Annotated in this window: 18 protein-coding genes and 3 rRNA genes; 10 read left to right on the top strand and 11 right to left on the bottom strand. The window is 65.9% G+C overall.

What is annotated here, in order from left to right; genetic code table 11:
* Positions 1-21: 21 nt before the first annotated feature.
* Positions 22-1692 (bottom strand): MDR family MFS transporter, encoded by a 1671-nt coding sequence (locus HF024_RS06020; RefSeq protein WP_085370792.1) that lies wholly within the window; start codon positions 1690-1692, stop codon positions 22-24.
* A gap of 139 nt (positions 1693-1831) precedes the next feature.
* On the opposite strand from HF024_RS06020, the gene HF024_RS06015 reads away from it, so the two are divergent.
* Complete coding sequence (locus tag HF024_RS06015) at positions 1832-2470, top strand: TetR/AcrR family transcriptional regulator (protein ID WP_168688975.1); 639 nt, start codon at positions 1832-1834, stop codon at positions 2468-2470.
* 9 nt (positions 2471-2479) lie between these two features.
* Here HF024_RS06015 and HF024_RS06010 read toward each other — a convergent pair whose 3' ends face one another.
* Positions 2480-2956, bottom strand: coding sequence for a RimK/LysX family protein (locus HF024_RS06010; protein ID WP_168688974.1), 477 nt, complete (start codon positions 2954-2956; stop codon positions 2480-2482).
* Between the two features lie 18 nt (positions 2957-2974).
* Between HF024_RS06010 and rimK the strand changes: the two genes are divergently transcribed.
* Positions 2975-4165 carry a 30S ribosomal protein S6--L-glutamate ligase gene (rimK, locus tag HF024_RS06005; protein ID WP_085370756.1) on the top strand — a complete coding sequence of 397 codons (1191 nt, stop codon included), beginning with the start codon at positions 2975-2977 and terminating at the stop codon, positions 4163-4165.
* On the opposite strand, the gene HF024_RS06000 is transcribed toward rimK, so the two are convergent.
* The 3 genes from HF024_RS06000 to HF024_RS05990 all read right to left on the bottom strand — a co-directional run bounded on the left by HF024_RS06000 (position 4162) and on the right by HF024_RS05990 (position 6535).
* Positions 4162-4785 (bottom strand): DUF402 domain-containing protein, encoded by a 624-nt coding sequence (locus tag HF024_RS06000; RefSeq protein ID WP_168688973.1) that lies wholly within the window; start codon positions 4783-4785, stop codon positions 4162-4164. The two genes, rimK and HF024_RS06000, sit on opposite strands and share 4 nt — an antisense overlap.
* 10 nt (positions 4786-4795) lie before the next feature.
* Positions 4796-5674 (bottom strand): class II glutamine amidotransferase, encoded by an 879-nt coding sequence (locus HF024_RS05995; RefSeq protein ID WP_168688972.1) that lies wholly within the window; start codon positions 5672-5674, stop codon positions 4796-4798.
* A gap of 63 nt (positions 5675-5737) precedes the next feature.
* Positions 5738-6535: a class I SAM-dependent methyltransferase gene (locus HF024_RS05990; RefSeq protein ID WP_168688971.1), complete on the bottom strand. Its 798-nt coding sequence runs from the start codon at positions 6533-6535 to the stop codon at positions 5738-5740.
* An 89-nt stretch (positions 6536-6624) separates the two neighbouring features.
* On the opposite strand from HF024_RS05990, the gene HF024_RS05985 reads away from it, so the two are divergent.
* A complete protein-coding gene (locus HF024_RS05985; RefSeq protein ID WP_168688970.1) occupies positions 6625-9213 on the top strand; it encodes a DUF4062 domain-containing protein in 2589 nt (862 codons plus the stop codon).
* 4 nt (positions 9214-9217) lie between these two features.
* Here the strand turns inward: HF024_RS05985 and HF024_RS05980 are convergent, their stop codons facing one another.
* Positions 9218-10477 (bottom strand): MFS transporter, encoded by a 1260-nt coding sequence (locus HF024_RS05980; protein ID WP_168688969.1) that lies wholly within the window; start codon positions 10475-10477, stop codon positions 9218-9220.
* A 116-nt stretch (positions 10478-10593) separates the two neighbouring features.
* On the opposite strand from HF024_RS05980, the gene HF024_RS05975 reads away from it, so the two are divergent.
* A complete protein-coding gene (locus HF024_RS05975) occupies positions 10594-12414 on the top strand; it encodes a DEAD/DEAH box helicase (RefSeq protein WP_168688968.1) in 1821 nt (606 codons plus the stop codon).
* A 153-nt stretch (positions 12415-12567) separates the two neighbouring features.
* Here the strand turns inward: HF024_RS05975 and rrf are convergent.
* From rrf to HF024_RS05960, 3 genes are all read right to left on the bottom strand, one after another.
* Positions 12568-12683, bottom strand: a 5S ribosomal RNA gene (gene rrf, locus HF024_RS05970).
* Positions 12684-12820: 137 nt separating this feature from the next.
* A 23S ribosomal RNA gene (locus tag HF024_RS05965) occupies positions 12821-15936 on the bottom strand.
* Between the two features lie 450 nt (positions 15937-16386).
* Positions 16387-17910: ribosomal RNA gene (locus HF024_RS05960) — 16S ribosomal RNA — on the bottom strand.
* The 16S, 23S and 5S rRNA genes sit together here, the layout of an rRNA operon.
* Positions 17911-18571: 661 nt before the next feature.
* Here HF024_RS05960 and HF024_RS05955 point away from each other — a divergent pair.
* Together HF024_RS05955 and HF024_RS05950 are read left to right on the top strand one after the other, a co-directional pair.
* On the top strand, positions 18572-18952 hold the full coding sequence (locus tag HF024_RS05955; protein WP_168688967.1) for a DUF488 family protein: 381 nt from the start codon (positions 18572-18574) through the stop codon (positions 18950-18952).
* Positions 18949-19524 (top strand): mismatch-specific DNA-glycosylase, encoded by a 576-nt coding sequence (locus HF024_RS05950; protein WP_168688966.1) that lies wholly within the window; start codon positions 18949-18951, stop codon positions 19522-19524. Before HF024_RS05955 ends, HF024_RS05950 begins: the two co-directional genes overlap by 4 nt.
* An 11-nt stretch (positions 19525-19535) precedes the next feature.
* Here HF024_RS05950 and HF024_RS05945 read toward each other — a convergent pair whose 3' ends face one another.
* Positions 19536-20000, bottom strand: a complete 465-nt coding sequence (locus HF024_RS05945) for a hypothetical protein (protein ID WP_168688965.1) — start codon at positions 19998-20000, stop codon at positions 19536-19538.
* Between the two features lie 120 nt (positions 20001-20120).
* Positions 20121-20708 carry a GNAT family protein gene (locus HF024_RS05940; protein WP_168688964.1) on the bottom strand — a complete coding sequence of 196 codons (588 nt, stop codon included), beginning with the start codon at positions 20706-20708 and terminating at the stop codon, positions 20121-20123.
* Between the two features lie 73 nt (positions 20709-20781).
* Here HF024_RS05940 and HF024_RS05935 point away from each other — a divergent pair, with 73 nt between their 5' ends.
* The 4 genes from HF024_RS05935 (at position 20782) to HF024_RS05920 (ending at position 23635) form a co-directional block, all read left to right on the top strand.
* Positions 20782-21231 carry a MarR family transcriptional regulator gene (locus HF024_RS05935; protein WP_210724030.1) on the top strand — a complete coding sequence of 150 codons (450 nt, stop codon included), beginning with the start codon at positions 20782-20784 and terminating at the stop codon, positions 21229-21231.
* Between the two features lie 20 nt (positions 21232-21251).
* Positions 21252-21674 carry an organic hydroperoxide resistance protein gene (locus HF024_RS05930; protein WP_085371404.1) on the top strand — a complete coding sequence of 141 codons (423 nt, stop codon included), beginning with the start codon at positions 21252-21254 and terminating at the stop codon, positions 21672-21674.
* 18 nt (positions 21675-21692) lie between these two features.
* Positions 21693-22670, top strand: a complete 978-nt coding sequence (locus HF024_RS05925) for a zinc-binding dehydrogenase (protein ID WP_168690793.1) — start codon at positions 21693-21695, stop codon at positions 22668-22670.
* 80 nt (positions 22671-22750) lie between these two features.
* Positions 22751-23635 (top strand): LysM domain-containing protein, encoded by an 885-nt coding sequence (locus HF024_RS05920; RefSeq protein WP_168688963.1) that lies wholly within the window; start codon positions 22751-22753, stop codon positions 23633-23635.
* Positions 23636-23646: the final 11 nt, after the last annotated feature.

The following is a 23646-nucleotide window of genomic DNA, read 5'->3' as shown; positions in this document are numbered from 1 at the left end:
GCCGCGATCATAACCGACCGGCTAGCGCTGTTCCTCCGAGCGTTCGGACGGCGGACGCACCGCGCCGACCGAGCCGGTGACCGGGGCGCCGATCATGGCCTCCGCGACCTCGATCGCGGTCTCTTCGGCCTCTTCCGCCCCGTTGTGACCTGTACGCTCTCGCATCTTCTCGAGCGCCGTCTGCGTGCCGAGCTTGATGTTCGGCAGGAACAGGATGGCGATGATCGTGATGACCGCGAGCGGCACCGCGATGAGGAAGATGTCTGCGACGGCCTGGCCGTAGACGGACTCGATGATCGTGCGCACACCGACGGGGAGCTTGTTGACCTCCGGCAGCGTGCCGCTCTGCAGCGACTTCGCCACCTCGGCGCCCGCAGCGCCCAGCTTGCCGATCGCGACCTGCAGGTCGTGCTGGCGCTCGCCGAGCATCGTGACCACCTTGGAGCCGAGCACGCTGCCCATCACCGAGACGCCGACCGTGCCGCCGAGACTGCGGAAGAACGCCACGGACGAGCTGGCGACGCCGAGCTGCGACGGGTCGACCGTGTTCTGCACGATCAGCACGAGGTTCTGCATCACCATGCCGACGCCGGCGCCGAGGATGAACATGTAGATCGAGACGATGACGTAGTTGGTGTCGTACTCGATCGTGCTCATCAGGTAGAGGCCGATCGTGAGCATGATCGAACCGACGATCATGTACGGCTTCCATTTGCCGAAGCGGCTGATCAGGTTTCCGACGACCATGGACGAGATCAGCAGGCCGCCGATCATCGGCAGCGTCAGCAGACCGGACTCCGTCGGCGTCGCACCGCGGGCGAGCTGCATGTACTGGCTGAGGAACACCGACGTCCCGAACATCGCGACACCCACCGAGATGGATGCGATCACCGCGAGGGTGAACGTGCGGTTCTTGAACAGGGACAGCGGGATGATCGGCTCCTTGACCAGGAGCTCGGTGATGACCGCAGCGACGAGCATCAGCACGGAGGCGCCGACCATCCACGCGGTCGTCCAGCTCCACCAGTCGAACTGCGTGCCGGCCATGCTGACCCAGATCAGCAGCAGCGAGACGCCACCGGCGATGAGCACGGCGCCGAGGTAGTCGATCTTGACCTTGCCCTTCGGGCGCTTCGGCAGGCGCAGCGTGAGCTGCAGCAGGATGATGGCGAGGATCGCGACGGGCACGCCGACGAAGAAGTTCCAGCGCCAGCCGATCGAGTCGGTGAGCAGACCGCCGATCAGTGGTCCTCCGATGGTGCCGACGGCCATGATCGCGCCGAACAGGCCCATGTAGCGACCGCGGTCACGCGGGCTGATGATGTCGGCCATGATGATCTGGCTGAGGGCGGTCAGACCGCCGGCGCCGAGACCCTGCACGACACGGAATGTGATCAGCATCTCGGGGTTCTGCGAGAACCCGGCGAGCGCGGAGCCGAGCACGAACAGGCCGAGGGCGAGCTGGATGAGCAGCTTGCGGTTGAGCAGGTCGGCGAGCTTGCCCCAGATGGGCGTGGACACCGTGGTCGCGAGCAGCGTGCTGGTGACGACCCAGGTGAAGGCGGACTGGTCGCCGCCGAGTTCGGAGATGATGCGGGGCAGCGACGACGAGACGACGGTTCCGGCGAGGATCGAGACGAACATCCCGAGCAGCAGGCCGGACAGCGCTTCGAGCACCTGCCGGTGTGACATGGACGCCGACGGCGCCTCTTCCTCTCGGGTGAGAGAGCGTGACATGTTTTTCCTTCGTAATTGGTTGACGAGGAGCAACGATATATAATTAGGTGACCGAAATCAACTAATTCTCTGCATTGCTGCAAAATTTCTCAATATGCAAACTCCAGCACCGGCCGCCGAGCCCGGCCTCCGCGAGCGCAAGAAGGCGCAGACACGCGCCAGCCTCGAGCGCGCCGCCGTGACGCTCACCCTCGACCGCGACACCGACGACGTCACCATCGACGAGATCTGCGCGGCCGTCCCCGTCTCGCACCGCACGTTCTTCAACTACTTCGACTGCAAGGAGGACGCGCTCCTCGGCTTCCGCCACTCCTGGGGCGACGCCGCCCTCGTCGCGGAACACCTCGAACGCGTCTACGCGGGCAGCATCGTCGAGTGCGTCGTCACCACGCTGATCCGGGGCCTCCCCACAGCCACCGACCCCGACCTGCACGCGGCCAGGATGCTCATCGCCTCCCGCAACCCCGGTCTCATCCAGAGCAGGATGCGCCGCCTCGACGACCTGCGCTCCGGCCTGGTCGGCTCCATCGCCGACCTGATGCTGCGCGAGGGTCTGGTGGATGCGGACGGTCCCGTCTCCGCCGAGGCCCAGGCCGAGCTCGTCGTCGTCACCTGCATCGGCAGCATCCGCATCGCCCTCCGCGAGTGGGCGGACGCCGGCGCCGTCGGCAGCCCGGACGAGGTCGCCGCGCGCAGCGTCGCGATCGCGCGCACGCTCAGCGCGCTCTCCTGAGTTCCGCTCCTACTCCCGCCCGCGGTTGCGCCGCCGCACCACCCGCGGCGCACGCCCGGCCAGGAACGACTTGCCGGGGTCGACGACGAAGCCCTGACGCAGCGCCTCCCGGCCGATCAACATCCGGAAGCCCATCTGGTCGCGGTTGCTGAGCGTGGTCTCCGCCGTGATGGTGCGCCCGAACAGGTACACGTCCACCAGCACGACGATGCGCTCCTCCGCGTGCCCGGACGAGCTGCGGACGGTGCGGCGGTCGTGCACGGGGCACTCCACCGTGACCACGTCGTCCTCCGACCTCTGCCACGGCCGCACCCGGAAGCGGACCGTGTCGCCGTCGTCCTCGATGTCGAAGGCGTGCAGCGCCGAGCTGCGCGCGCCGGTGTCGAGCTTGGCTTTGATCCAGGGCACGCCGACATCGGGCAGGCTCACCCATTCGCGCCAGCCCACGATGGTGCTTGAATGGAGGTCGTCTTTCACACCCACCATCTTGGCAGGACACCCCCGATGAAACTCGCGCTCCTTTCGCGCGCCCCGCAGGCGTACTCCACTCAGCGGCTCCGAGCGGCCGCGCTGCAACGGGGGCACAGGGTGAAGGTGCTGGATACGCTGCGCTTCGCCATCGACCTGTCCGGCGACGAGCCCGACCTGCAGTACCGGGGCAAGCTGCTGTCCGACTACGACGCGATCCTGCCGCGCATCGGCAACTCGATCACGTACTTCGGCACGGCCGTCGTGCGCCAGTTCGAGCAGATGGATGTGTACACACCCAACACCGCGAACGGCATCACCAACTCCCGCGACAAGCTCCGGGCGACGCAGATCCTGTCCCGCCACAACATCGGGATGCCGGCGACGGCGTTCGTGCACAGCCGCGCCGACGTGCGCCTCGCCATCGAGAAGGTGGGAGGAGCGCCCGTCGTCATCAAGCTGCTGGAGGGAACGCAGGGCATCGGCGTCATCCTCGCCCCCGAGGTGAAGATCGCGGAGGCCATCATCGAGACGCTGCACTCGACGAAGCAGAACGTGCTGATCCAGAGCTTCATCTCGGAGAGCCGCGGCCGCGACATCCGGGCGCTGGTCGTCGGCGACCGCGTCGTCGCCGCGATGCGCCGCAGGGCGAACGGCGACGAGTTCCGCTCCAACGTGCACCGCGGCGGCTCCGTCGAGCCGGTGGAGCTGTCGCCGGAGTACGAGCAGGCCGCCGTGCGCTCCGCCCAGATCATGGGCCTCCGCGTCGCCGGCGTCGACATGCTGGAGGGCAACGACGGCCCTCTGGTCATGGAGGTCAACTCCTCCCCCGGGCTGGAGGGCATCGAGACGGCGACCGGGCTGGATGTGGCCGGTGCGATCATCGACTTCATCGACAACCAGGTCGCGTTCCCCGAGATCGACGTGCGTCAGCGCCTCAGCGTCTCCACCGGATACGGCGTGGCCGAGCTGGTCGTGCACGGCAACGCCGACCTCGTCGGCAAGCGGATGCGCGACTCCGGCCTCGGCGAGCGCGACATCACCGTGCTCACCCTGCACCGCGGAGCGACCGTCATCCCGAACCCGCGCGGAGACGTCGAGCTGGAGGCGGGCGACCGTCTCCTCTGCTTCGGCAAGCTGGAGGAGATGCGCTCGATGATCCCCGAGCGTCGCCGTCGCCGCACCAAGGTCCGCAAGCTCCCGAAGGAGCCGCTGCCGGAGAGCTAGGCTCCCACTCTCTCCCAGCCGGACGCGAGCGGCAGCGGTTCTCCGGGCAGCGGGGCCCAGGTGTCCCAGTCCACCGACAGCGGGAACGCCTGCGCTTCGACCGCCGCCACCGCCCGCCGTCGTGCGTCTTCGACCGCGGCGATCCTGGCGGCGTCGAACTTCCCCGTCTGCTCCGCCCAGGCGAGTTCGTCCTCGTCCTTGAGGCTGTGGCTGCCGTCCGGCTCTGCGATCACATCCAGGATCCAGTCGGCGGTGTCGAACCCGAGCGGCGTGCGCCCCCACGGCGACTCCAGGTTCACGTACGCGTGCTCCGTCCACCCGTCCGGGGTGAGCCAGCGCCACATCGACCACGGCTGCCCTGGAACGTGCACGCGCAGCACGCCGTCGCCCGTCCAGACGTGCTCCTCGTAGCCGCCGCCCCAGCCACCGGGCAGCATGTTGCGCCCGCGCGGCCCTCCGCGTCGCCCGACGGCCACTCTGCCGACGGTTCCCGCCGGCTGCCAGAGGGCGATGCACCGCTCGGAGTCTTCCACCACGTAGTGCTGGTAGACGCTGCTGATGCGGTCGTCGGAGACCCAACGGAGGAGTGAGGTCGCTGTGGTCGCGGTGGTCTGCGGCATGGAGTGGAGTCTAGCCGTGCAGGGCAGGCTCCCCGCTCCGCTCGACCTCGTGCTCGTCGTCGAGGAACGCCTCGTGGTGATATCCGGACCCGTCGAGCACGACCACCGTCGATTCCGGCACCTCCAGGAACACGCCGGGCAGGTCGTTGAGCGGTTCGGACACCACGAGGTGGGCGCGCCGGTCGAAGATCTTGAAGCGTTCGATGTCCGGGTACATCTCCAGCAGGGTCGGGATGTCCACCGAGTGGAACAGGGACCGCGTCCTGTGCTGCGTCGAATACCGGAACGCCCAGATGGTCTTCCCGTCCGCCACGGCGAGAGTCCCCTGCATCGGGAACCGGATGTCGTGCGCGTGCCCGATCTCTTCGACCTTCCGGATGGCCGCCGCGACCGCCGAGATCGGGTCGTCCCGCAGCCCGTAGGAGAGGGCGAGGTAGAACAGCACCTCGCTGTCCGTCGTGCCCTGGATGTACGGGTACAGGGCGGGGTCGACCGCCATCGTGAGGTCCCGTTTGATCGTCGGGAACTCGTCGATCGCCCCGTTGTGCATGAACATCCAGTGCTCGTGGCGGAACGGGTGGCAGTTGGTCTGCTGGATCGGTGGATGCGTCGCCGCCCGCACGTGCGCGAAGAACATCGGGCTCTCGATCGCCGTCGAGAGCTCCCGCAGATTGGCGTCGTTCCACGCCGGTTCCGTGCTGTGGAAGATCGCGGGGGTGTCGTCGCGGGTTCCCCCGCTCGGGTACCAGCCGAGGCCGAAGCCGTCGCCGTTGACCGGCTCTGCTCCGAGAGACGAGTTGAGCGACTGCGCGACGATCGAATTCTGCGCGTCGAGCACCAGGGTCGACGGTCTGAGCGGCCCTCCGGAATATGCCAGCCATCTACACATCGCACGACCTCCTCGTCAGTGCTTTCGGTATGGGCTCATCCTCTCACCGGGGAGGCCCACCGACTAGCCCGGGTTTCCGCTGGCCGCCCAGGCGCGCGCGACCATCGGGATGGTCCCGTCCTCCTGGATCGGCAGGTGCCCGACCAGGTGATCGCGGAGCCGGTCCCGTGCTGCGGCATCCAGCCCCGCGACGTAGCCCGGTGCCGGCCCCTGCCCGCCGAGGAACGGCGTCCAGTAGTCGTCGAAGTCGCCGAACACGGTCTGGATGTCGATCGCTCGTACGGTCACGCCGGTCAGGCCGGCGGCGGCTAACTCCTCCCCCAGCGCCTCCGGCCGGCACAGGGGGAACCGGGCGGCCTCGTCCAGCTCGGCCGCCGCCGGATCGAGCTCGACCGCCGCATCCCAGAAGCAGCGCAGGAACTCCATCCGGCCGCCGTAGTCCCACACCGTCGCCGCGACCATCCCGCCCGGCCGCACCACCCGGACCGCCTCGGCGAGCGCCGCCTGCACCTCCGGCACGAAGTTCAGCACCAGCCCGGACACGGCGACGTCGATGGATGCGCCGGGCAGAGGAAGCGCGTCTGCCGACCCCCGCAGCAGCCTGGCCCTCCCGCCCAGGTTCTCGGCGGCCGAGCGCAGGAAGCCGTCCGACGGTTCGACCCCGACGACCGACGCCGGGTCGCACCTGTCGAGGATCGCGCCGGTCAGCGCTCCGGTGCCGCACCCCACATCCAGCCAGTCGAGTCCGGGGCCAGCACTCAGTCCGTCGAGGAACGGCACAGCCAGCAGCCTGCTCCACCGCCCCACGTACCGCTCGTACGCGTCGCCGCGCTCCCAGGTGTCTCCGCCGTCCCCGTCCACGGTCCCCAGTGTGCGCCTCCCCCGCCCGCGGCGCACCGAATCGCCCGCAAACACTGGACTATTGTTGCCACCCGCAACAGAATGCAGTTATGAGGGGCCCTCATGTTATCCGCACTCCGGATCAACGACTGCGGATCTTCGTCAGTTCCACGCTGCAAGAGCTCGCCGATGAGCGTCGCGCCGCGCGGTCCGCCATCGAGCGCCTGCACCTCGCGCCCGTCATGTTCGAGCTCGGCGCCCGCCCGCATCCGCCCCGCGATCTGTACCGCGCATACCTCGAACAGAGCGACGTGTTCCTCGGCCTCTACTGGGAACGCTACGGCTGGGTGGCGCCGGAGGAGGAGGTCTCCGGCCTCGAGGACGAGTACAACCTCTGCCCGGACGACCTCCCCCGCCTGCTCTACGTCAAGACGCCCGCCGAGCGCCGGGAGCCCAAGCTCACCGAGCTGCTCAACCGCATCAGGGACGACGACCGCGCCGCGTACAAGTACTTCGAGTCGGCGAAGGAGCTGGCCCGCCTCGTCGAGGCCGACCTCGCCACTCTGCTCGCCGAGCGCTTCGAGCAGAGCAGGTCGTTCGTGCCGCTCGACGTCCCCGCCGACGCCGACAGGGTCGCGGAGCCCGTCCGGCTTCCCGAACCGCTCACCGGGCTCATCGGCCGCCACGCCGACCTGGATGCGATCCGCGACCTCTACAGCGCTGGCGCCCGCCTCGTCACGCTCACCGGCCCCGGAGGCATCGGCAAGAGCCGCCTCGCCCTCGCGGCGGCGCGCGCCGTCACCCCCGCGTTCGTCGACGGCGCCGTGTTCGTCGACCTGTCGGCCGTCCACGACCCTGACCGGGTGCCCGCCGCCATCGCGCAGGCGCTCGGCGTCCGGGACACCGGAGACGCCCCCATCATGGAGAACCTGGCGACCGCCCTGCAGGACAGGCACCTGCTGATGGTGCTCGACAACTTCGAGCAGGTGCTCACCGCCGCTCCCACCCTCACCGCGTTGCTCGCCGCAGCGCCGGGCGTCTCGATGATGGTCACCAGCCGCGCGCTGCTCCGGCTCACCGCCGAGCAGAGCTTCGAGGTCGGTCCGCTCCCGGAGGACTCGTCCGTCAGCCTCTTCGTCGAGCGCGCCCACGCCGTCAAGCCGGACTTCGAGGTCACGGACGAGAACCGGTCGGCGGTCACCGGCGTCTGCGCGGCCGTCGACGGGATGCCGCTGGCCATCGAGCTCGCCGCCGCGCGCATCCGGGTGCTCTCCCCCGACGACCTGCTCGACAGGCTCGACCGCAGCCTCTCGGTGCTCGTCGGAGGTTCCCGCGACCTCCCCGAACGGCAGCAGACCCTCCGCAGGACGATCGAGTGGAGCACCCAGCTGCTCGACGACGACCAGCGCAGGCTGCTCGCACGCCTCGGCGTGTTCGAGGGCGGCTTCACCCTGGAGGCGGCGGAGGCGATCGGGTCGGAGGTCATCGGTGCGGACGCGAGCGCGGAGGGAGCCGCTGCCGTCCGCGACGTCCTCGGCGACCTCGCCGCCCTCGTCGACAGCAGCCTGGTCCGGCAGCAGGACGGGGATGGGCGCGCCCGGTTCGCCATGCAGGCCATCGTGCGCGAGTACGCCAGGGAGCAGCTGTGGGACGCCGGTCTGCTGCACGCCGCCCGCGAGGCGCACGCCCGCTTCGTGCTCTCGCTCGGCGACAGCGCCAAAGAGGAACTGAAGGGCGGCAGGCAGCGCGAGTGGCTGCGGCGGCTCGGCGACGAACGGGACAACCTGCGCGCTGCCGAGCGGTTCCTGCTCGGCAGCCGCGACTGGGACCGCGCCGCCCACCTCGCGTACAGCCTCTACCTCTACTGGTGGGTCTCCGGCCTGCTCGGCGAGGTCAGGACCTGGATGGACGAGGCCCTCGACTCGGGAAGCGACCTCACCGACCACACCAGGGCGATCGCCCTCTACTTCACCAGGACCATCATGTTCTGGAAGGACCCGGACGGCAGCGTCGCCGCCGAGCTCGCGGAGAGCGCCGACCTGTTCCGCAGCGTGAACGATCCGGACGGCGAGGGCCTGACCCGCATCTCCCTCGCCCTCGCGCTGCTTGCGGGCGCGAAGCCCGACCCGGAGCGCGCGGAGGAGGTCATGCAGGAGAGCCTGCGCCTGTTCCGCTCCAGCGGCAGCGTGTGGGGCGAGTCGATGGCGCTCGTCCTCCTCGGCCGCGTCTCGCTGCGGAAGCAGGACATCCAGGAGGCGAGGGACCGGTTCGCGAGGAGCCTCGCCCTCACCCGCTCCGCCGGGGATGCGGTCGGAGAGCGGATCGCCACCTACCACCTGGGCTGGGCGCAGCTGATGCTCGGCGAGACGGACGACGCCCGGGCCGACTTCGCCCGCAGCGTCACGGTCTCCGCCGCGCTCGGCCACGTCGAGGGTCTGGCGTACGGCCTGGAGGGCATGGTCGCCATCGCCGCCATCGCGGGAGACGTGGACCGGGCAGGGCGGCTGGCCGGCGCTGCCAGGGCGCTGCGCGAGCGCAGCGGTCTGCACAACGGACCGACGTTCACCTTCCACCAGAAATACCTCGACCGGCTCACCGTCGCCGGCGACGGCGCTGCCCTGGATGCGGCCATCGCCGCCGGCCGCGAACTCTCGGTCGAGCAGGCGGTCGCCGAGGCCCTCGCGGAGGTCGGCGCCTGAGCCGTCACCGCGTTTCGGCCTCACCGCGCACCGCGTCCGTGTCCGCCGGATCGCGCTGCCGCCTGCTCAGGTACAGGATCGGGATCCCGATCAGCTCCACCGCCCCACCGATCACCAGGGACGTCCCGTACCCCCAGGCGTCGGCCGCGCGCCCGAGCGCCGGCTGGATGAACACCCCGCCGAGGCTGCCGAACAGCGAGTCGAACGAGAGCACCGTCGCCCGCTGCTTCGACGGGATCATGTCGTTCAGGTAGGCCTGCCGCACCGGCCCCGCCACCGCGAACACGAACCCCCACACCACCAGGAACACCACCGCCAGCCAGAACAGGCTCGTGATCCCGAGCACCACCAGCACCACCACGCTGCACAGCGACGCGCCGATCACTGTGGTGGTCCGCCGCGCGAACAGCCCCCGGATGCGCGGGGCGAGCACGCCGCCCGCCACCTGCGCCAGCGACAGGATCGCCGCCGCCAGCCCGGCCACCGAGTACGCGGTCGGATCCCCGTACAGCTCCAGCAGGTACGGCTGCAGCGCATAGAAGGCGTAGATGCCGACCCCGGATGCGAACGGTGCAGACAGGATCACGTAGCGCACCGAGCGCTTCCGCAGCCCGTGGTCGATGGACTGGACGAGCACGTTCCTCGTCGCCTTGAGCGGCCCCATCGACCTGTCCGGCGTGAACCCGATGTCCTTCATCACCACCGCCGCGAACACGAACATCACCACCAGGACCCCCGCCCGCAGCAGGAACGGCACCCCCAGGTTCGTCGCCTGGGCGATCACCCCGCCGAGCACGGAGCCCGCGAACATCGCGATGCCGGTCACCACCAGCCCGCGCCCGAACACCGCCTCGAGACTCCCGGTGTACTCGGTGGCGGCCAGCGCGTCCACCAGCCAGGCGTCGACGGCGCCGGAGAAGAAGGTGAAGCCGAGCCCGAGCAGCACGGACACGAGCGCCCACCAGACGAACGGGGCGTGCCAGAGCCAGAGCATCCAGTACAGCGCGGTGGTCACCGACAGCGTGACCGTGCCGAGCAGATACGACGCCTTCCTGCCGACGGTGTCGGCGACGACGCCGGTCGGGATCTCGAAGACCACCATCCCAGCGGTGAAGAACGCGTTCGCAGCGAACGCCTCGAAGTTGGTCAGCCCGGCGTCCAGCAGGAACAGCGTGTTGATGCCCCAGATGAAGGACGCGGCCAGCGTGTTGCCGAGCAGCAGGGTCAGGTAGATCCTCTGCACTCGCCGTGCCGCCGGGTTCATGGCCGGCGTCCGCTCCGCGCATCCGGTGTCGTCACACCTGTCATCATCGACCCGCGCGGCCCGCGACGCCAGGCTCGCGCGAGCGGCTGAGCCCGCTGAGGACTACCGTTGAACGTATGACAGCACCGGATACAGCGCAGGACGAGGCAGAGACTGCCCGCGAAGCGACGACATTCTCTGAGCTGGGACTCGACGGGGCTGTGCTGAAGGCACTCAAGGACGTGGGTTACGAGACCCCGTCCGCCATCCAGGCCGCGACCATCCCACTCCTCCTCGAAGGCCGCGACGTCGTCGGCCTCGCCCAGACAGGCACCGGCAAGACGGCGGCGTTCGCGCTGCCGATCCTGTCCAGGCTCGACACCTCCCAGAAGACCCCGCAGGCACTCGTCCTCGCACCCACGCGCGAGCTCGCGCTGCAGGTGTGCGAGGCGTTCGAGAAGTACGCAGCGCACGTGCGCGGCGTCCACGTCCTCCCGATCTACGGCGGCCAGGGCTACGGCGTGCAGCTGTCCGCGCTCCGCCGCGGCGTCCACGTGGTCGTCGGCACGCCCGGCCGCATCATGGACCATCTGGCCAAGGGCACCCTCGACCTCTCCGAGCTCAAGTACCTCGTGCTCGACGAGGCGGACGAGATGCTCAAAATGGGCTTCGCCGAAGACGTGGAGACGATCCTCGCCGACACCCCGGACGACAAGCAGGTGGCGCTGTTCTCCGCCACGATGCCGGCCCAGATCCGCCGCATCTCCAAGAAGTACCTGCACGACCCGGAAGAGATCACGGTCAAGAACAAGACCACGACCTCGGCCAACACCACGCAGCGCTACCTGATGGTCTCGTACCCGCAGAAGGTGGATGCGCTCACCCGCATCCTCGAGGTCGAGAACTTCGAGGGCATGATCGTCTTCGTCCGCACCAAGAACGAGACGGAGACGCTCGCCGAGCGCCTGCGCGCCCGCGGATACTCGGCCGCCGCCATCAACGGCGACGTGGCCCAGGCTCAGCGCGAGCGCACCGTCGACCAGCTGAAGTCGGGCAAGCTCGACATCCTGGTGGCGACGGATGTGGCCGCCCGCGGTCTCGATGTGGAGCGCATCAGCCACGTCGTCAACTTCGACATCCCGATCGACACGGAGTCGTACGTGCACCGGATCGGCCGCACCGGCCGCGCCGGCCGCAGCGGCGCCGCGATCAGCTTCGTCACTCCCCGTGAGCGCCGGCTGCTGGCCGCGATCGAGAAGGCCACGCGTCAGCCGCTGACCCAGATGCAGCTGCCCACGATCGAGGACGTCAACGTCACGCGCCTGGCGCGCTTCGACGACGCGATCACGGATGCGCTGGGCCAGGAGGACAGGATCGCCCGCTTCCGCGACATCATCACCCACTACGTGGAGCACCACGACGTGCCGGAGGCCGACGTGGCCGCGGCACTCGCCGTGGTGGCTCAGGGCGAGGAGCCGCTGCTGCTCTCCCCCGAGGACGAGCTCTCCCGCCGGGTGGAGCGCGACGGCCGCAGCGCGGAGCGCACGCGCGACTCGCGCGACGGACGCGACACCCGCGACTCCCGGGGCGACCGCTCCGGTCGTTCGGACCGTCCGGAGCGCCGCAGCCGTCCGAGCGGCAAGCCGATGGCGTCGTACCGTCTGGAGGTGGGCCGCCGTCAGAAGGTGGAGCCGCGCCAGATCGTCGGCGCCCTGGCCAACGAGGGCGGCCTGAGCCGCGAGGACTTCGGAGCCATCCAGATCCTCCCCGCGTTCTCCCTGGTGGAGCTGCCGGCGGATCTGCCAGGAGACGTCCTCCAGCGCCTCGAGAGCACACGCATCGGCGGCAAGCTCATCGAGCTGCGCCCCGACCGCAGGGGCGGCACCGTCCACCGCGACGACCGCGCTCCGCGGGCGGACCGCGACGATCGCCCGGCGCGCAAGCCGCGCCACAAGTAGCGCCAGCACCCCTGCCACAACGCAGAAAGGGCCGCCCGGTTTCGGGTGGCCCTTTCTTCATGTCCGCACCGGCATATAGCCGCCTGTGTGGTGTTGTGGTGGTGTTAAATGCGAAAGAGCCACCCGGTGTGGGGTGGCTCTTTCTAAAAGGGAGTCCGGCGGTGTCCTACTCTCCCACAGGGTCCCCCTGCAGTACCATCGGCGCAGAGAGTCTTAGCTTCCGGGTTCGGAATGTGACCGGGCGTTTCCCTCTCGCTATGGCCGCCGAAACACTATTGATGTATCAAAGTGAACGGACCAATCAGCTGATTGGTTCGGTTCTCGACCGTACATCGAGAACCACATAGTGGACGCAAGCATTCTTCAGGCCTCACACACCAGCCTTACAACATGTGTGTGAGTAGTGATTGTCAAGTTATCGGCTTATTAGTACCGGTCAGCTCCATGGGTCTTTAGTCCCCACTTCCACATCCGGCCTATCAACCCAGTAGTCTAGCTGGGAGCCTCTCGCCCGAAGGCATGGAAATCTCATCTCAAGGCCGGCTTCCCGCTTAGATGCTTTCAGCGGTTATCCATCCCGAACGTAGCTAATCAGCGGTGCTCCTGGCGGAACAACTGACACACCAGAGGTTCGTCCAACCCGGTCCTCTCGTACTAGGGTCAGATCCTTTCAAATTTCCTACGCGCGCAGCGGATAGGGACCGAACTGTCTCACGACGTTCTAAACCCAGCTCGCGTACCGCTTTAATGGGCGAACAGCCCAACCCTTGGGACCTACTCCAGCCCCAGGATGCGACGAGCCGACATCGAGGTGCCAAACCATGCCGTCGATATGGACTCTTGGGCAAGATCAGCCTGTTATCCCCGAGGTACCTTTTATCCGTTGAGCGACAGCGCTTCCACAAGCCACTGCCGGATCACTAGTCCCGACTTTCGTCCCTGCTCGACTTGTCAGTCTCACAGTCAAGCTCCCTTGTGCACTTACACTCGACACCTGATTGCCAACCAGGTTGAGGGAACCTTTGGGCGCCTCCGTTACTTTTTGGGAGGCAACCGCCCCAGTTAAACTACCCACCAGGCACTGTCCCTGAACCGGATTACGGTTCGAAGTTAGATATCCAGAGTGACCAGAGTGGTATTTCAACAATGACTCCACGAACACTAGCGTGCCCGCTTCACAGTCTCCCACCTATCCTACACAAGCCACACCGAACACCAATACCAAGCTGTAGTAAAGGTCACGGGGTCTTTCCGTCCTGCTGCGCGTAACGAGCATCTTTACTCGTAGTGCAATTTCGCCGAGTTCGCGGTTGAGACAGCTGGGAAGTCGTTACGCCATTCGTGCAGGTCGGAACTTACCCGACAAGGAATTTCGCTACCTTAGGATGGTTATAGTTACCACCGCCGTTTACTGGGGCTTAAATTCTCAGCTTCGCCTTACGGCTAACCGTTCCTCTTAACCTTCCAGCACCGGGCAGGCGTCAGTCCGTATACATCGTCTTGCGACTTAGCACGGACCTGTGTTTTTAGTAAACAGTCGCTTCCCACTGGTCTCTGCGGCCGTCAAACGCTCCCGGAGCAAGTCCGTTCACGCCTCAGGCCCCCTTCTCCCGAAGTTACGGGGGCATTTTGCCGAGTTCCTTAACCACGATTCTCTCGATCTCCTTGGTATTCTCTACCTGACCACCTGAGTCGGTTTGGGGTACGGGCGGCTGGAACCTCGCGTCGATGCTTTTCTTGGCAGCATAGGATCACCGATTTCGTCACTTAAGACTACCCATCGTGCCTGGCCCTTCATGAGAGACGGATTTGCCTATCTCTCGGGTTACACACTTAGACCGGGACAACCATCGCCCGGCTCGGCTACCTTCCTGCGTCACACCTGTTAATACGCTAGCCGCACCAGCATAGGGTCGTGTGCTAGGCCCACTCGTCTCAACCCGAAGGCCTCGATCAAGGGGATTCAGACACTTAGCATTACTGGATTAGCTTGGGCGGTTCTTCGCCGGTACGGGAATATCAACCCGTTGTCCATCGACTACGCCTGTCGGCCTCGCCTTAGGTCCCGACTTACCCAGGGCGGATTAGCCTGGCCCTGGAACCCTTGGTCTTTCGGAGGACGGGTTTCTCACCCGTCTTTCGCTACTCATGCCTGCATTCTCACTCGTGTAGCGTCCACGGCTGGTTCACACCGCCGCTTCACTCGCCACACGACGCTCTCCTACCCATCAACACGGCTGGACCACGAAGGCCTACCACTAATGTCAATGCCACAACTTCGGTGGCGTGCTTGAGCCCCGTTACATTGTCGGCGCGGAATCACTTGACCAGTGAGCTATTACGCACTCTTTCAAGGGTGGCTGCTTCTAAGCCAACCTCCTGGTTGTCTGTGCAACTCCACATCCTTTCCCACTTAGCACGCGCTTAGGGACCTTAGTTGGTGGTCTGGGTTGTTTCCCTCTCGACGATGAAGCTTATCCCCCACCGTCTCACTGCTGCGCTCTCACTTACCGGCATTCGGAGTTTGGCTGACGTCAGTAACCTTTTGGGGCCCATCGGCCATCCAGTAGCTCTACCTCCGGCAAGAAACACGCAACGCTGCACCTAAATGCATTTCGGAGAGAACCAGCTATCACGAAGTTTGATTGGCCTTTCACCCCTATCCACAGCTCATCCCCTCAGTTTTCAACCTAAGTGGGTTCGGTCCTCCACGACGTCTTACCGTCGCTTCAACCTGGCCATGGATAGATCACTTCGCTTCGGGTCTAGGACATGCGACTGAATCGCCCTATTCAGACTCGCTTTCGCTACGGCTACCCCTCACGGGTTAACCTCGCCACATATCGCTAACTCGCAGGCTCATTCTTCAAAAGGCACGCTGTCACCCCTACAAGGAGGCTCCAACGGTTTGTAAGCAAACGGTTTCAGGTACTATTTCACTCCCCTCCCGGGGTACTTTTCACCTTTCCCTCACGGTACTTGTCCGCTATCGGTCATCTGGGAGTATTTAGGCTTATCAGGTGGTCCTGACAGATTCACACGGGATTTCTCGGGCCCCGTGCTACTTGGGATACTCTTCACGCCATCAGAACATTTCGGCTACGGGGTTGGCACCCTCTATGACTGGCCTTTCAAAACCATTCGCCTATATTCCTCTGTAACGTTCGCTGTTCGGCAGAAGCAGCAGAAAAGTCCCACAACCCCGACCATGCAACGCCTGCCGGCTATCACACATGATCGGTTTAGCCTGATCCGGTTTCGCTCGCCACTACTAACGGAATCGCTTTTGCTTTCTCTTCCTGTGGGTACTGAGATGTTTCACTTCCCCACGTTCCCTCTACCCGCCCTATATATTCAGGCGGGAGTCACTGGGTCACCTTACGGGCCCAGCGGGGTTTCCCCATTCGGAAATCCTCGGATCAAAGTTCGTTTATCAACTCCCCGAGGCTTATCGCAGATTACTACGTCCTTCTTCGGCTCCAGATGCCAAGGCATCCACCGTTTGCTCTTAGAAACTTGAAATCACATGAGTTTATGAATCGATCGGCCCACCCGAAGGTGAGCAGATTGACCAATGATCTACCAACACTCCAAAGGAGTGTCGATTTGATCTTGTGATCCGAGACTCGAAAGTCTCGAATCTAAGATGCTCGCGTCCACTGTGTAGTTCTCAAAGTACGGGCGGTACCCTCTCCGCCAGCCAATCATGGCCAACAAGAAAAGGTCCAGAGGTTCGATTCCCACCCACTTACGGGTGAGGCCCGGTCCCTCAGGACCCAACAGCGTGCATATGCGGAACATCCGGGTCCGAACCGTTCCAACTCCCCGAAAGAAGCGTACTGAGTCCGAGCCGATCAGCTCCGCACCAATGTCAATGTTCCACCCATGAGCTACCAGCGAGAACATTCGTCTCGATCTGGCGCCTGGACACCACCAGCGTCTTTCAACACCGGGATGCCAGATGCTCCTTAGAAAGGAGGTGATCCAGCCGCACCTTCCGGTACGGCTACCTTGTTACGACTTAGTCCTAATCACCGATCCCACCTTCGACGGCTCCTTCCACAAGGGTTAGGCCACCGGCTTCGGGTGTTACCGACTTTCATGACTTGACGGGCGGTGTGTACAAGGCCCGGGAACGTATTCACCGCAGCGTTGCTGATCTGCGATTACTAGCGACTCCGACTTCATGAGGTCGAGTTGCAGACCTCAATCCGAACTGAGACCGGCTTTTTGGGATTCGCTCCACCTTACGGTATTGCAGCCCTTTGTACCGGCCATTGTAGCATGCGTGAAGCCCAAGACATAAGGGGCATGATGATTTGACGTCATCCCCACCTTCCTCCGAGTTGACCCCGGCAGTCTCCTATGAGTTCCCACCATTACGTGCTGGCAACATAGAACGAGGGTTGCGCTCGTTGCGGGACTTAACCCAACATCTCACGACACGAGCTGACGACAACCATGCACCACCTGTTTACGAGTGTCCAAAGAGTTGACCATTTCTGGCCCGTTCTCGTATATGTCAAGCCTTGGTAAGGTTCTTCGCGTTGCATCGAATTAATCCGCATGCTCCGCCGCTTGTGCGGGCCCCCGTCAATTCCTTTGAGTTTTAGCCTTGCGGCCGTACTCCCCAGGCGGGGCGCTTAATGCGTTAGCTGCGACACGGAAACCGTGGAATGGTCCCCACATCTAGCGCCCAACGTTTACGGCGTGGACTACCAGGGTATCTAATCCTGTTCGCTCCCCACGCTTTCGCTCCTCAGCGTCAGTTACGGCCCAGAGAACTGCCTTCGCCATCGGTGTTCCTCCTGATATCTGCGCATTCCACCGCTACACCAGGAATTCCATTCTCCCCTACCGCACTCTAGTCTGCCCGTACCCACTGCAGGCCCGAGGTTGAGCCTCGGGTTTTCACAGCAGACGCGACAAACCGCCTACGAGCTCTTTACGCCCAATAATTCCGGACAACGCTTGCACCCTACGTATTACCGCGGCTGCTGGCACGTAGTTAGCCGGTGCTTTTTCTGCAGGTACCGTCACTTTCGCTTCTTCCCTACTAAAAGAGGTTTACAACCCGAAGGCCGTCGTCCCTCACGCGGCGTTGCTGCATCAGGCTTGCGCCCATTGTGCAATATTCCCCACTGCTGCCTCCCGTAGGAGTCTGGGCCGTGTCTCAGTCCCAGTGTGGCCGGTCACCCTCTCAGGCCGGCTACCCGTCGTAGGCTTGGTGAGCCGTTACCTCACCAACTACCTGATAGGCCGCGAGTCCATCCTTGACCGAAATTCTTTCCACGCACAGGAGATGCCTCCGTACGTCATATCCGGTATTAGCTTCCGTTTCCGGAGGTTATCCCAGAGTCAAGGGCAGGTTACTCACGTGTTACTCACCCGTTCGCCACTAATCCCCCAGAGCAAGCTCCAGGTTCATCGTTCGACTTGCATGTGTTAAGCACGCCGCCAGCGTTCGTCCTGAGCCAGGATCAAACTCTCCGTAAATGTTTAGCTCCACAACCACCCGAAAGCGGAAGGGAAACACTGTGCGAGAAGCGGACCGGAAAAAGGTCTGTTCTCCCCGCGAGTTGATCTGACTAGTTTCGAATATCTACTGACATTCTGTATCTAATCCAAAGGAATCTCTTGCCTAGCCGAAGCTAAACACGAGGTTTTTGGCATTTGACATTGTGCACGCTGTTGAGTTCTCAAGGATCGGACGCTCCCACCATCCCGCATCACACGGTCAAAATGGGGCAACCTGTCAACCCTACCACTCGAAGCCATCCTGTCAAATCAGCCGGTCGCAACCTGGCCGCCTGAAACAGGCAACCGATCACACGACCGAGCATGACGATCAGCTCAGCAAGTGGAGGATAACCACCCTCGGATATTCGAGAAGAAAACCGGGGATGTGGTCCCGCTTGAGGCCGGGGAGCAGTTCCGCTCTCCCGCACCTTTGGGGTGACAAGTAAGTACTTTACGCAATACCGCGAATGGTGGCAAATCACGGTTGCATCCCGGGCGCGTCGCGAAGAAGTCGGGGCCACAGGGCCACCAAACGGCGGCGTTTGCGGGGATCCGACGTCCCTCCCCGACCCTATCCGCGCTCCGCACCGGATGCGAGGATGCTGGGGCAGAGGGCACGCGAGCGGAGGACACGACGATGACCGAGACACCACGCGTCAGGGTCCGGCGCATCTACGAGGAGCCGAGCGCAGACGACGGGACACGCGTACTGGTCGACCGCCTCTGGCCGCGCGGCGTGAGCAGGGAGCGCGCCCACCTCGACGCGTGGGAGAAGGAGATCGCCCCGTCCACCGAACTGCGCACCTGGTACGGGCACATCCCCGCCCGCTTCGACGAGTTCGCCGAGCGATACACGGCCGAGCTCGCCGATCCGCAGCGGGCGGAGATCCTGGAGCGGCTGCGCGGCATCGCCGCGGCGGGCACCCTCACACTCCTGACCGCGACGAAGGACCCGGACATCAGCGAAGCCGCCGTGCTGGCAGGACTTCTCCGCGAGCATCCGGATGCTGCCGCGTGAGGTTCACGCGCGCGGAGCTCGAGTCCTACCGGGGCGCCGAACTGCCGGACGTTCTCAGCGACGGAGTTGAACTCGTCTTCGCCGGCATCAACCCCGGACTGCGCAGTGCGGCCATCGGAGCGAGCTTCGCCAACCGGGGCAACCGCTTCTACCCCGCGCTGCGGCTGGCCGGTATCACCGACAGGGTGATCGACTCGTCCGAGGGCTTCCTCCCCGACGACCGCGACCACCTCGCGCGCCGGAAGGTCGGGCTGACCACCCTGGTGAACTTCGCGACGGCGAAGGCGTCCGAACTCACCGACGAGCAGCTGATCGCCGGGCGGGGGCGACTCGAGCGGGTGGCGGAGAGGTACCGTCCGCGCGTGATCGCGTTGCTCGGCGTGACCGCCTACCGTGTCGCCTTCGCTGAGCCACGCGCGGTGCCCGGCCGACAGGACAGGATGCTCGGCGCATCCACTGTCTGGGTGGTGCCGAGCCCGAGCGGACTCAACGCGCACTATTCGCTCCCCCAGCTGGCCGCCGCATACCGGGAGGCGGCGGCGGCAGCCGGGATCGACGTCGGCGAGGAGTAGGCGGGCTCTGGTCAGCGCGTGGCGCGGGCGACCTGGTGGCCGTCGATGAACGAGCCGAGGCTCTCCTCGATGTGGAACTGGGTGTGCGCGAGGCGCGCATCCCGCACCTGCACCCGCTTGCGCGCCGCCCGGCGCCGGCCGTGCAGCCGGACGAGGGAGACGGTCACCTTCGCGATCACGACGGCCGCGAAGGCGGCGCCTGCCCACACCGCGATGAAGCCGGTGCTTCCGAGCAGGGAGGAGTTCAGCACGCCCCAGACCAGCACGGCGTCTGCGACGAGCAGGACGGCGGCGATGGTCAGCGGAGTCCAGACGAGGGTTGCCGGGCTGGCGGCCAGGAGTGCGCGCGCCTCTGCCAGCTCGCGTTCCTGCTGGCGGCGGCGATCTTTCGCCCACTGCAGGTCGCGTTCGTGACGACGGAGCTGTCGTCGGGCCTCGTCGTGGGCATGGTTGTAGGAAAGGGTGTTCGGGTTCACAGCGTGTCCTTCGGGTTGACGTGACTGCGTTTCGTCCAGAGCCTAGCCAGAATGTTCCGTCTGTGGGTCAAATGGAGGACACGTGTTTGTACCCCAATTCGGGCGACACGCCCGGCGTCCTCAGGGCAGGTAGGACGGCCTCGTATCGGTGCTGAGCACGGACATGAGGATGGAGTCCACCCACTCGCCGTCCCAGTAGAGAGTGTCGCGCTGGCGCCCCTCGACGACGAAGCCCGCCTTCTCGTACGAGCGCTGGGCGCGCGGGTTGAAGGAGTAGACGTCCAGCGTGACGCGGTGCAGGCCGAGCTCGTGGAACGCGTGGTCGAGAGCCAGCGTGGTCGCCTCCGTGCCGTATCCCTTGCCCGGGTTCCCAGGGAGGAGGGCGATCCGGAAGTTCATCACCGCATCCTCTTCCTCCAGTTCGTTGAGCACGATTTCGCCGAGGTACTCCCCCGTCGCCTCGTCGACGATGGCCCAATCGACCCGGTCGTCGGCCGACTGGATGGAGGAGAGGTGGCGCGCCACCGCATCCCGTTCGAACCGGGTGCGGGTGCCGGTGAGACGCAGGGTCTCGTCATCCTGCAGTCCACTCCAAACCGCATCCAGGTGCTCGGGGCCGAGCGGCTCCAGCCGGAGGCGCGGGCCGCGGAGGGTGCGCACCGCGGTCAGGAGCGAGGTGTCGACGGCGGGCGGCGGAGAGGCTGGCATGGTCAGCGAGCCTAGCAAGGGCGATTCACGCCGATAGGTTGTGCACAACTCAATTGCGTGCAATCATCGAGATATGCCCGTGACCGATGAGATGGTGTGCTTCTCCCTGTACGCCGCCACCCGTGCGACGACTCAGGCCTATCGTTCGCTGCTCGAACCGTGGGGAATCACCTACCCGCAGTACCTCGTGCTCGTGACGCTGTGGATCGAAGGCGACCAGACCGTCTCCTCGCTCGGCGACCACCTCCAGCTGGACTCGGGGACCCTGTCCCCGCTGCTGCGCCGGATGGAGCAGGCCGGGCTGGTGCGGCGCGAACGGCGGCAGCCGGACGAACGCGTCGTCACCGTCGCCATCGGCGACCGCGGGCGGGAACTGCGTTCCGAGCTTGCGCACATCCCGGCCAGGATCGCCGCGGGAACAGGCCTGCCCGATGAGAAGTCGGCAGCGGCCCTGATCGGAACACTCCACCATCTCACCGAGACGATGCACGCCGTGGGCGCGCACCAGCCGGTCGAGCACTGAAAAGCACAAGAAAGGCACCGATGAACGTCCTCTACACCGCAGAAGCCCTCTCGACAGGAGCGGGCCGTGACGGGCGCGTCGCCACAAGCGACAACTCGTTCGCACTGGACCTCGCCGTTCCGAAGGAGATGGGAGGCTCCGGAGCAGGCACGAACCCGGAGCAGCTGTTCGCCGCGGGATACGCGGCCTGCTTCCACTCCGCCCTGCAGGCGGTCGCGCGCAGCAAGAAGGTGACGCTGACCGATTCGTCCGTCGGCGGACGCGTGCAGATCGGCCCGAACGGCGAAGGCGGATACCAGCTGTCCGTGCTGCTCGAGGTCGTCCTCCCCGGCCTGGAGGCGTCGGAGGCGCAGTCGCTCGCCGACGCCGCGCACCTGGTGTGCCCGTACTCGAACGCGACGCGCGGCAACATCGACGTCACGATCACCGTCTCGGAGGACTGAGCCATGGCGACCGAGACGATGAAGGCGCTCGTGCACCACGAGTTCGGCGCCCCGGAGACGGTCCTCGCCGTCGAAGAGCGGCCGCTCCCCCAGCCCGGCGCAGGCCAGGTGCGCGTGCGGACGCTGCTCTCCCCCATCCACAACCACGACCTCTGGACGGTGCGCGGCACATACGGCTTCAAGCCGTCGCTACCTGCGCAGGCCGGAACCGAGGCCGTCGGCGTCGTGGATGCGCTCGGCGAGGGCGTCGACACGCTCGCGGTCGGCCAGCGGGTCGTCACGGGCGGGACCTTCGGCGTGTGGGCGCAGTACTTCGTCGCCGACGCGGCCGGTCTCATCCCGGTTCCGGATGCGCTGCCGGACGAGTCGGCAGCGCAACTGGTCTCGATGCCGTTCAGCGCGCTCAGCCTGCTGCACTCGCTCGATCTGCACGAGGGCGACTGGCTGATCCAGAACGCGGCGAACGGCGCGGTCGGTCGGATGGTCGCCCAGCTCGGCGCGGCGCGCGGGATCAATGTGGTCGGGCTCGTGCGGCGCGCTGCCGGTGTCGACGAGCTGCGCGCTCAGGGGATCGATCGCGTCATCGCGACGGACGGCGACGGCTGGCGCGAGGAACTCGCAGCGCTCACCGGCGGCGCCCCGATCTCGGTCGGGATCGACTCGGTGGGCGGATCGTCGGCCGGGGACGTGCTCTCGACACTCGCGGTCAACGGCACGCTCGTGGTGTTCGGCGCGATGGCGTCGCCGACGCTGGAACTCGCATCCGGTGACGTGATCTTCAAGCAGGCCACGGTCAAGGGATTCTGGGGCAGCGTCGTCAGCAAGGAGATGCCCGCGGACGTGCGCGGGAAGCTGTTCGGCGAGCTGATCGCCCGGGTGTCGGACGGCACCCTGACGCTGCCGGTGGCGGGGACGTACCCGCTGGATCAGATCGACGCGGCCGTCGCGGCGAGCAACGAGGCAGGGCGCGTCGGCAAGGTTCTGCTGAGCGCGTGATATTCCGGCGGGCGGCTGCGACGCTCTGTCGCTTCCGCCCGCCGCCCCGCTAGGCTCGTCGGAGCCACACGGGGAGAAGCATGGTTCACAGGGGGAAGACGCGCCGTTTCGCGACGGCGCTGGGCGTCGGAGCGGTGATCGCCGGCGTTCTGGCCGGATGCGCACTCTTCGGAGGCGCTCAGCCGACACCAACCCGCGCACGGCACACCACGCACAGCGCGACACCCACCCCGAAGCGGACCTCCGACACGGCGACCGGCGCCGTCGGCAGCGCGACGCCGTCCGCTGCTCCCGTCCCGCCCGCGACACTGACGCCGGTTGCCGCGCGGACGGTCGTCGCGCAGGGCGACGTCGCCTCGCCGAAGGGGAGCATCCACTTCCACTACCGGATCGTGTCGAACGGCAACAACACGTACACGGCCGAATACTCCGGGTTCACCTCGTCGGTCCCCGTCCCGGTGTCCGTGACGCTGCTGGAGATCCCGCCGAGCGTTGGAGACGGACTGACGTTCCACGGGGTCGGCGATCACCCGCTGGGCGGGCCGACCACCGCCGGAGCATCGTCGTCGGCGCTGCTCGGCGACGTCGGGCAGCCGTCCTACCTGGGCACGCTCGTCATATACTCCGCCGCCGCCTCCGCCGACGGTGTGCCGCAGGAGCTCGGGCCGGACAAGGTGCTGGCGGTGAACAGCATCCACTGGTCGGTGCCCGTGCGGGAGTCGAACGTGCACCCGGTGGATGGCGGGGCCAGGCAGGGCGCGACGGGAACGGTCTCGTCGACCACGGCGAGCGGCGCGCCGAAGCGCTATGCGATCGCGCCGGGCGACAACCCGACCGACGTGGCTGCGCGGTTCGGGATCCCGGTGGAGTATCTGCTGTGGCTGAACCCGGATCTGCCGGGAGACGGCGGGAACCAGTTCCTGTACGCATCCACGTCGTTGAATCTGGACCCGGACAGTTTGTAGCGAGCGCCGGC

This window comes from Leifsonia sp. PS1209 (genome assembly GCF_012317045.1).
Lineage (GTDB): Bacteria > Actinomycetota > Actinomycetes > Actinomycetales > Microbacteriaceae > Leifsonia.
The sequence above is the reverse complement of the archived record's forward strand: the minus strand, read 5'-3'. Positions and strand labels throughout refer to the sequence as shown.

Excerpts from the sequence above, each read along its gene's own strand:
- HF024_RS06020 (WP_085370792.1), bottom strand. The coding sequence starts at position 1,692 with ATGTCACACCGGCAGGTGCTCGAAGCGCTGTCCGGCCTGCTGCTCGGG.
- HF024_RS06015 (WP_168688975.1), top strand. The coding sequence starts at position 1,832 with ATGCAAACTCCAGCACCGGCCGCCGAGCCCGGCCTCCGCGAGCGCAAG.
- HF024_RS06010 (WP_168688974.1), bottom strand. The coding sequence starts at position 2,956 with ATGGTGGGTGTGAAAGACGACCTCCATTCAAGCACCATCGTGGGCTGG.
- rimK (WP_085370756.1), top strand. The coding sequence starts at position 2,975 with ATGAAACTCGCGCTCCTTTCGCGCGCCCCGCAGGCGTACTCCACTCAG.
- HF024_RS06000 (WP_168688973.1), bottom strand. The coding sequence starts at position 4,785 with ATGCCGCAGACCACCGCGACCACAGCGACCTCACTCCTCCGTTGGGTC.
- HF024_RS05995 (WP_168688972.1), bottom strand. The coding sequence starts at position 5,674 with ATGTGTAGATGGCTGGCATATTCCGGAGGGCCGCTCAGACCGTCGACC.
- HF024_RS05985 (WP_168688970.1), top strand. The coding sequence starts at position 6,625 with ATGAGGGGCCCTCATGTTATCCGCACTCCGGATCAACGACTGCGGATC.
- HF024_RS05980 (WP_168688969.1), bottom strand. The coding sequence starts at position 10,477 with ATGAACCCGGCGGCACGGCGAGTGCAGAGGATCTACCTGACCCTGCTG.
- HF024_RS05975 (WP_168688968.1), top strand. The coding sequence starts at position 10,594 with ATGACAGCACCGGATACAGCGCAGGACGAGGCAGAGACTGCCCGCGAA.
- HF024_RS05955 (WP_168688967.1), top strand. The coding sequence starts at position 18,572 with ATGACCGAGACACCACGCGTCAGGGTCCGGCGCATCTACGAGGAGCCG.
- HF024_RS05940 (WP_168688964.1), bottom strand. The coding sequence starts at position 20,708 with ATGCCAGCCTCTCCGCCGCCCGCCGTCGACACCTCGCTCCTGACCGCG.
- HF024_RS05935 (WP_210724030.1), top strand. The coding sequence starts at position 20,782 with ATGCCCGTGACCGATGAGATGGTGTGCTTCTCCCTGTACGCCGCCACC.
- HF024_RS05930 (WP_085371404.1), top strand. The coding sequence starts at position 21,252 with ATGAACGTCCTCTACACCGCAGAAGCCCTCTCGACAGGAGCGGGCCGT.
- HF024_RS05925 (WP_168690793.1), top strand. The coding sequence starts at position 21,693 with ATGAAGGCGCTCGTGCACCACGAGTTCGGCGCCCCGGAGACGGTCCTC.
- HF024_RS05920 (WP_168688963.1), top strand. The coding sequence starts at position 22,751 with ATGGTTCACAGGGGGAAGACGCGCCGTTTCGCGACGGCGCTGGGCGTC.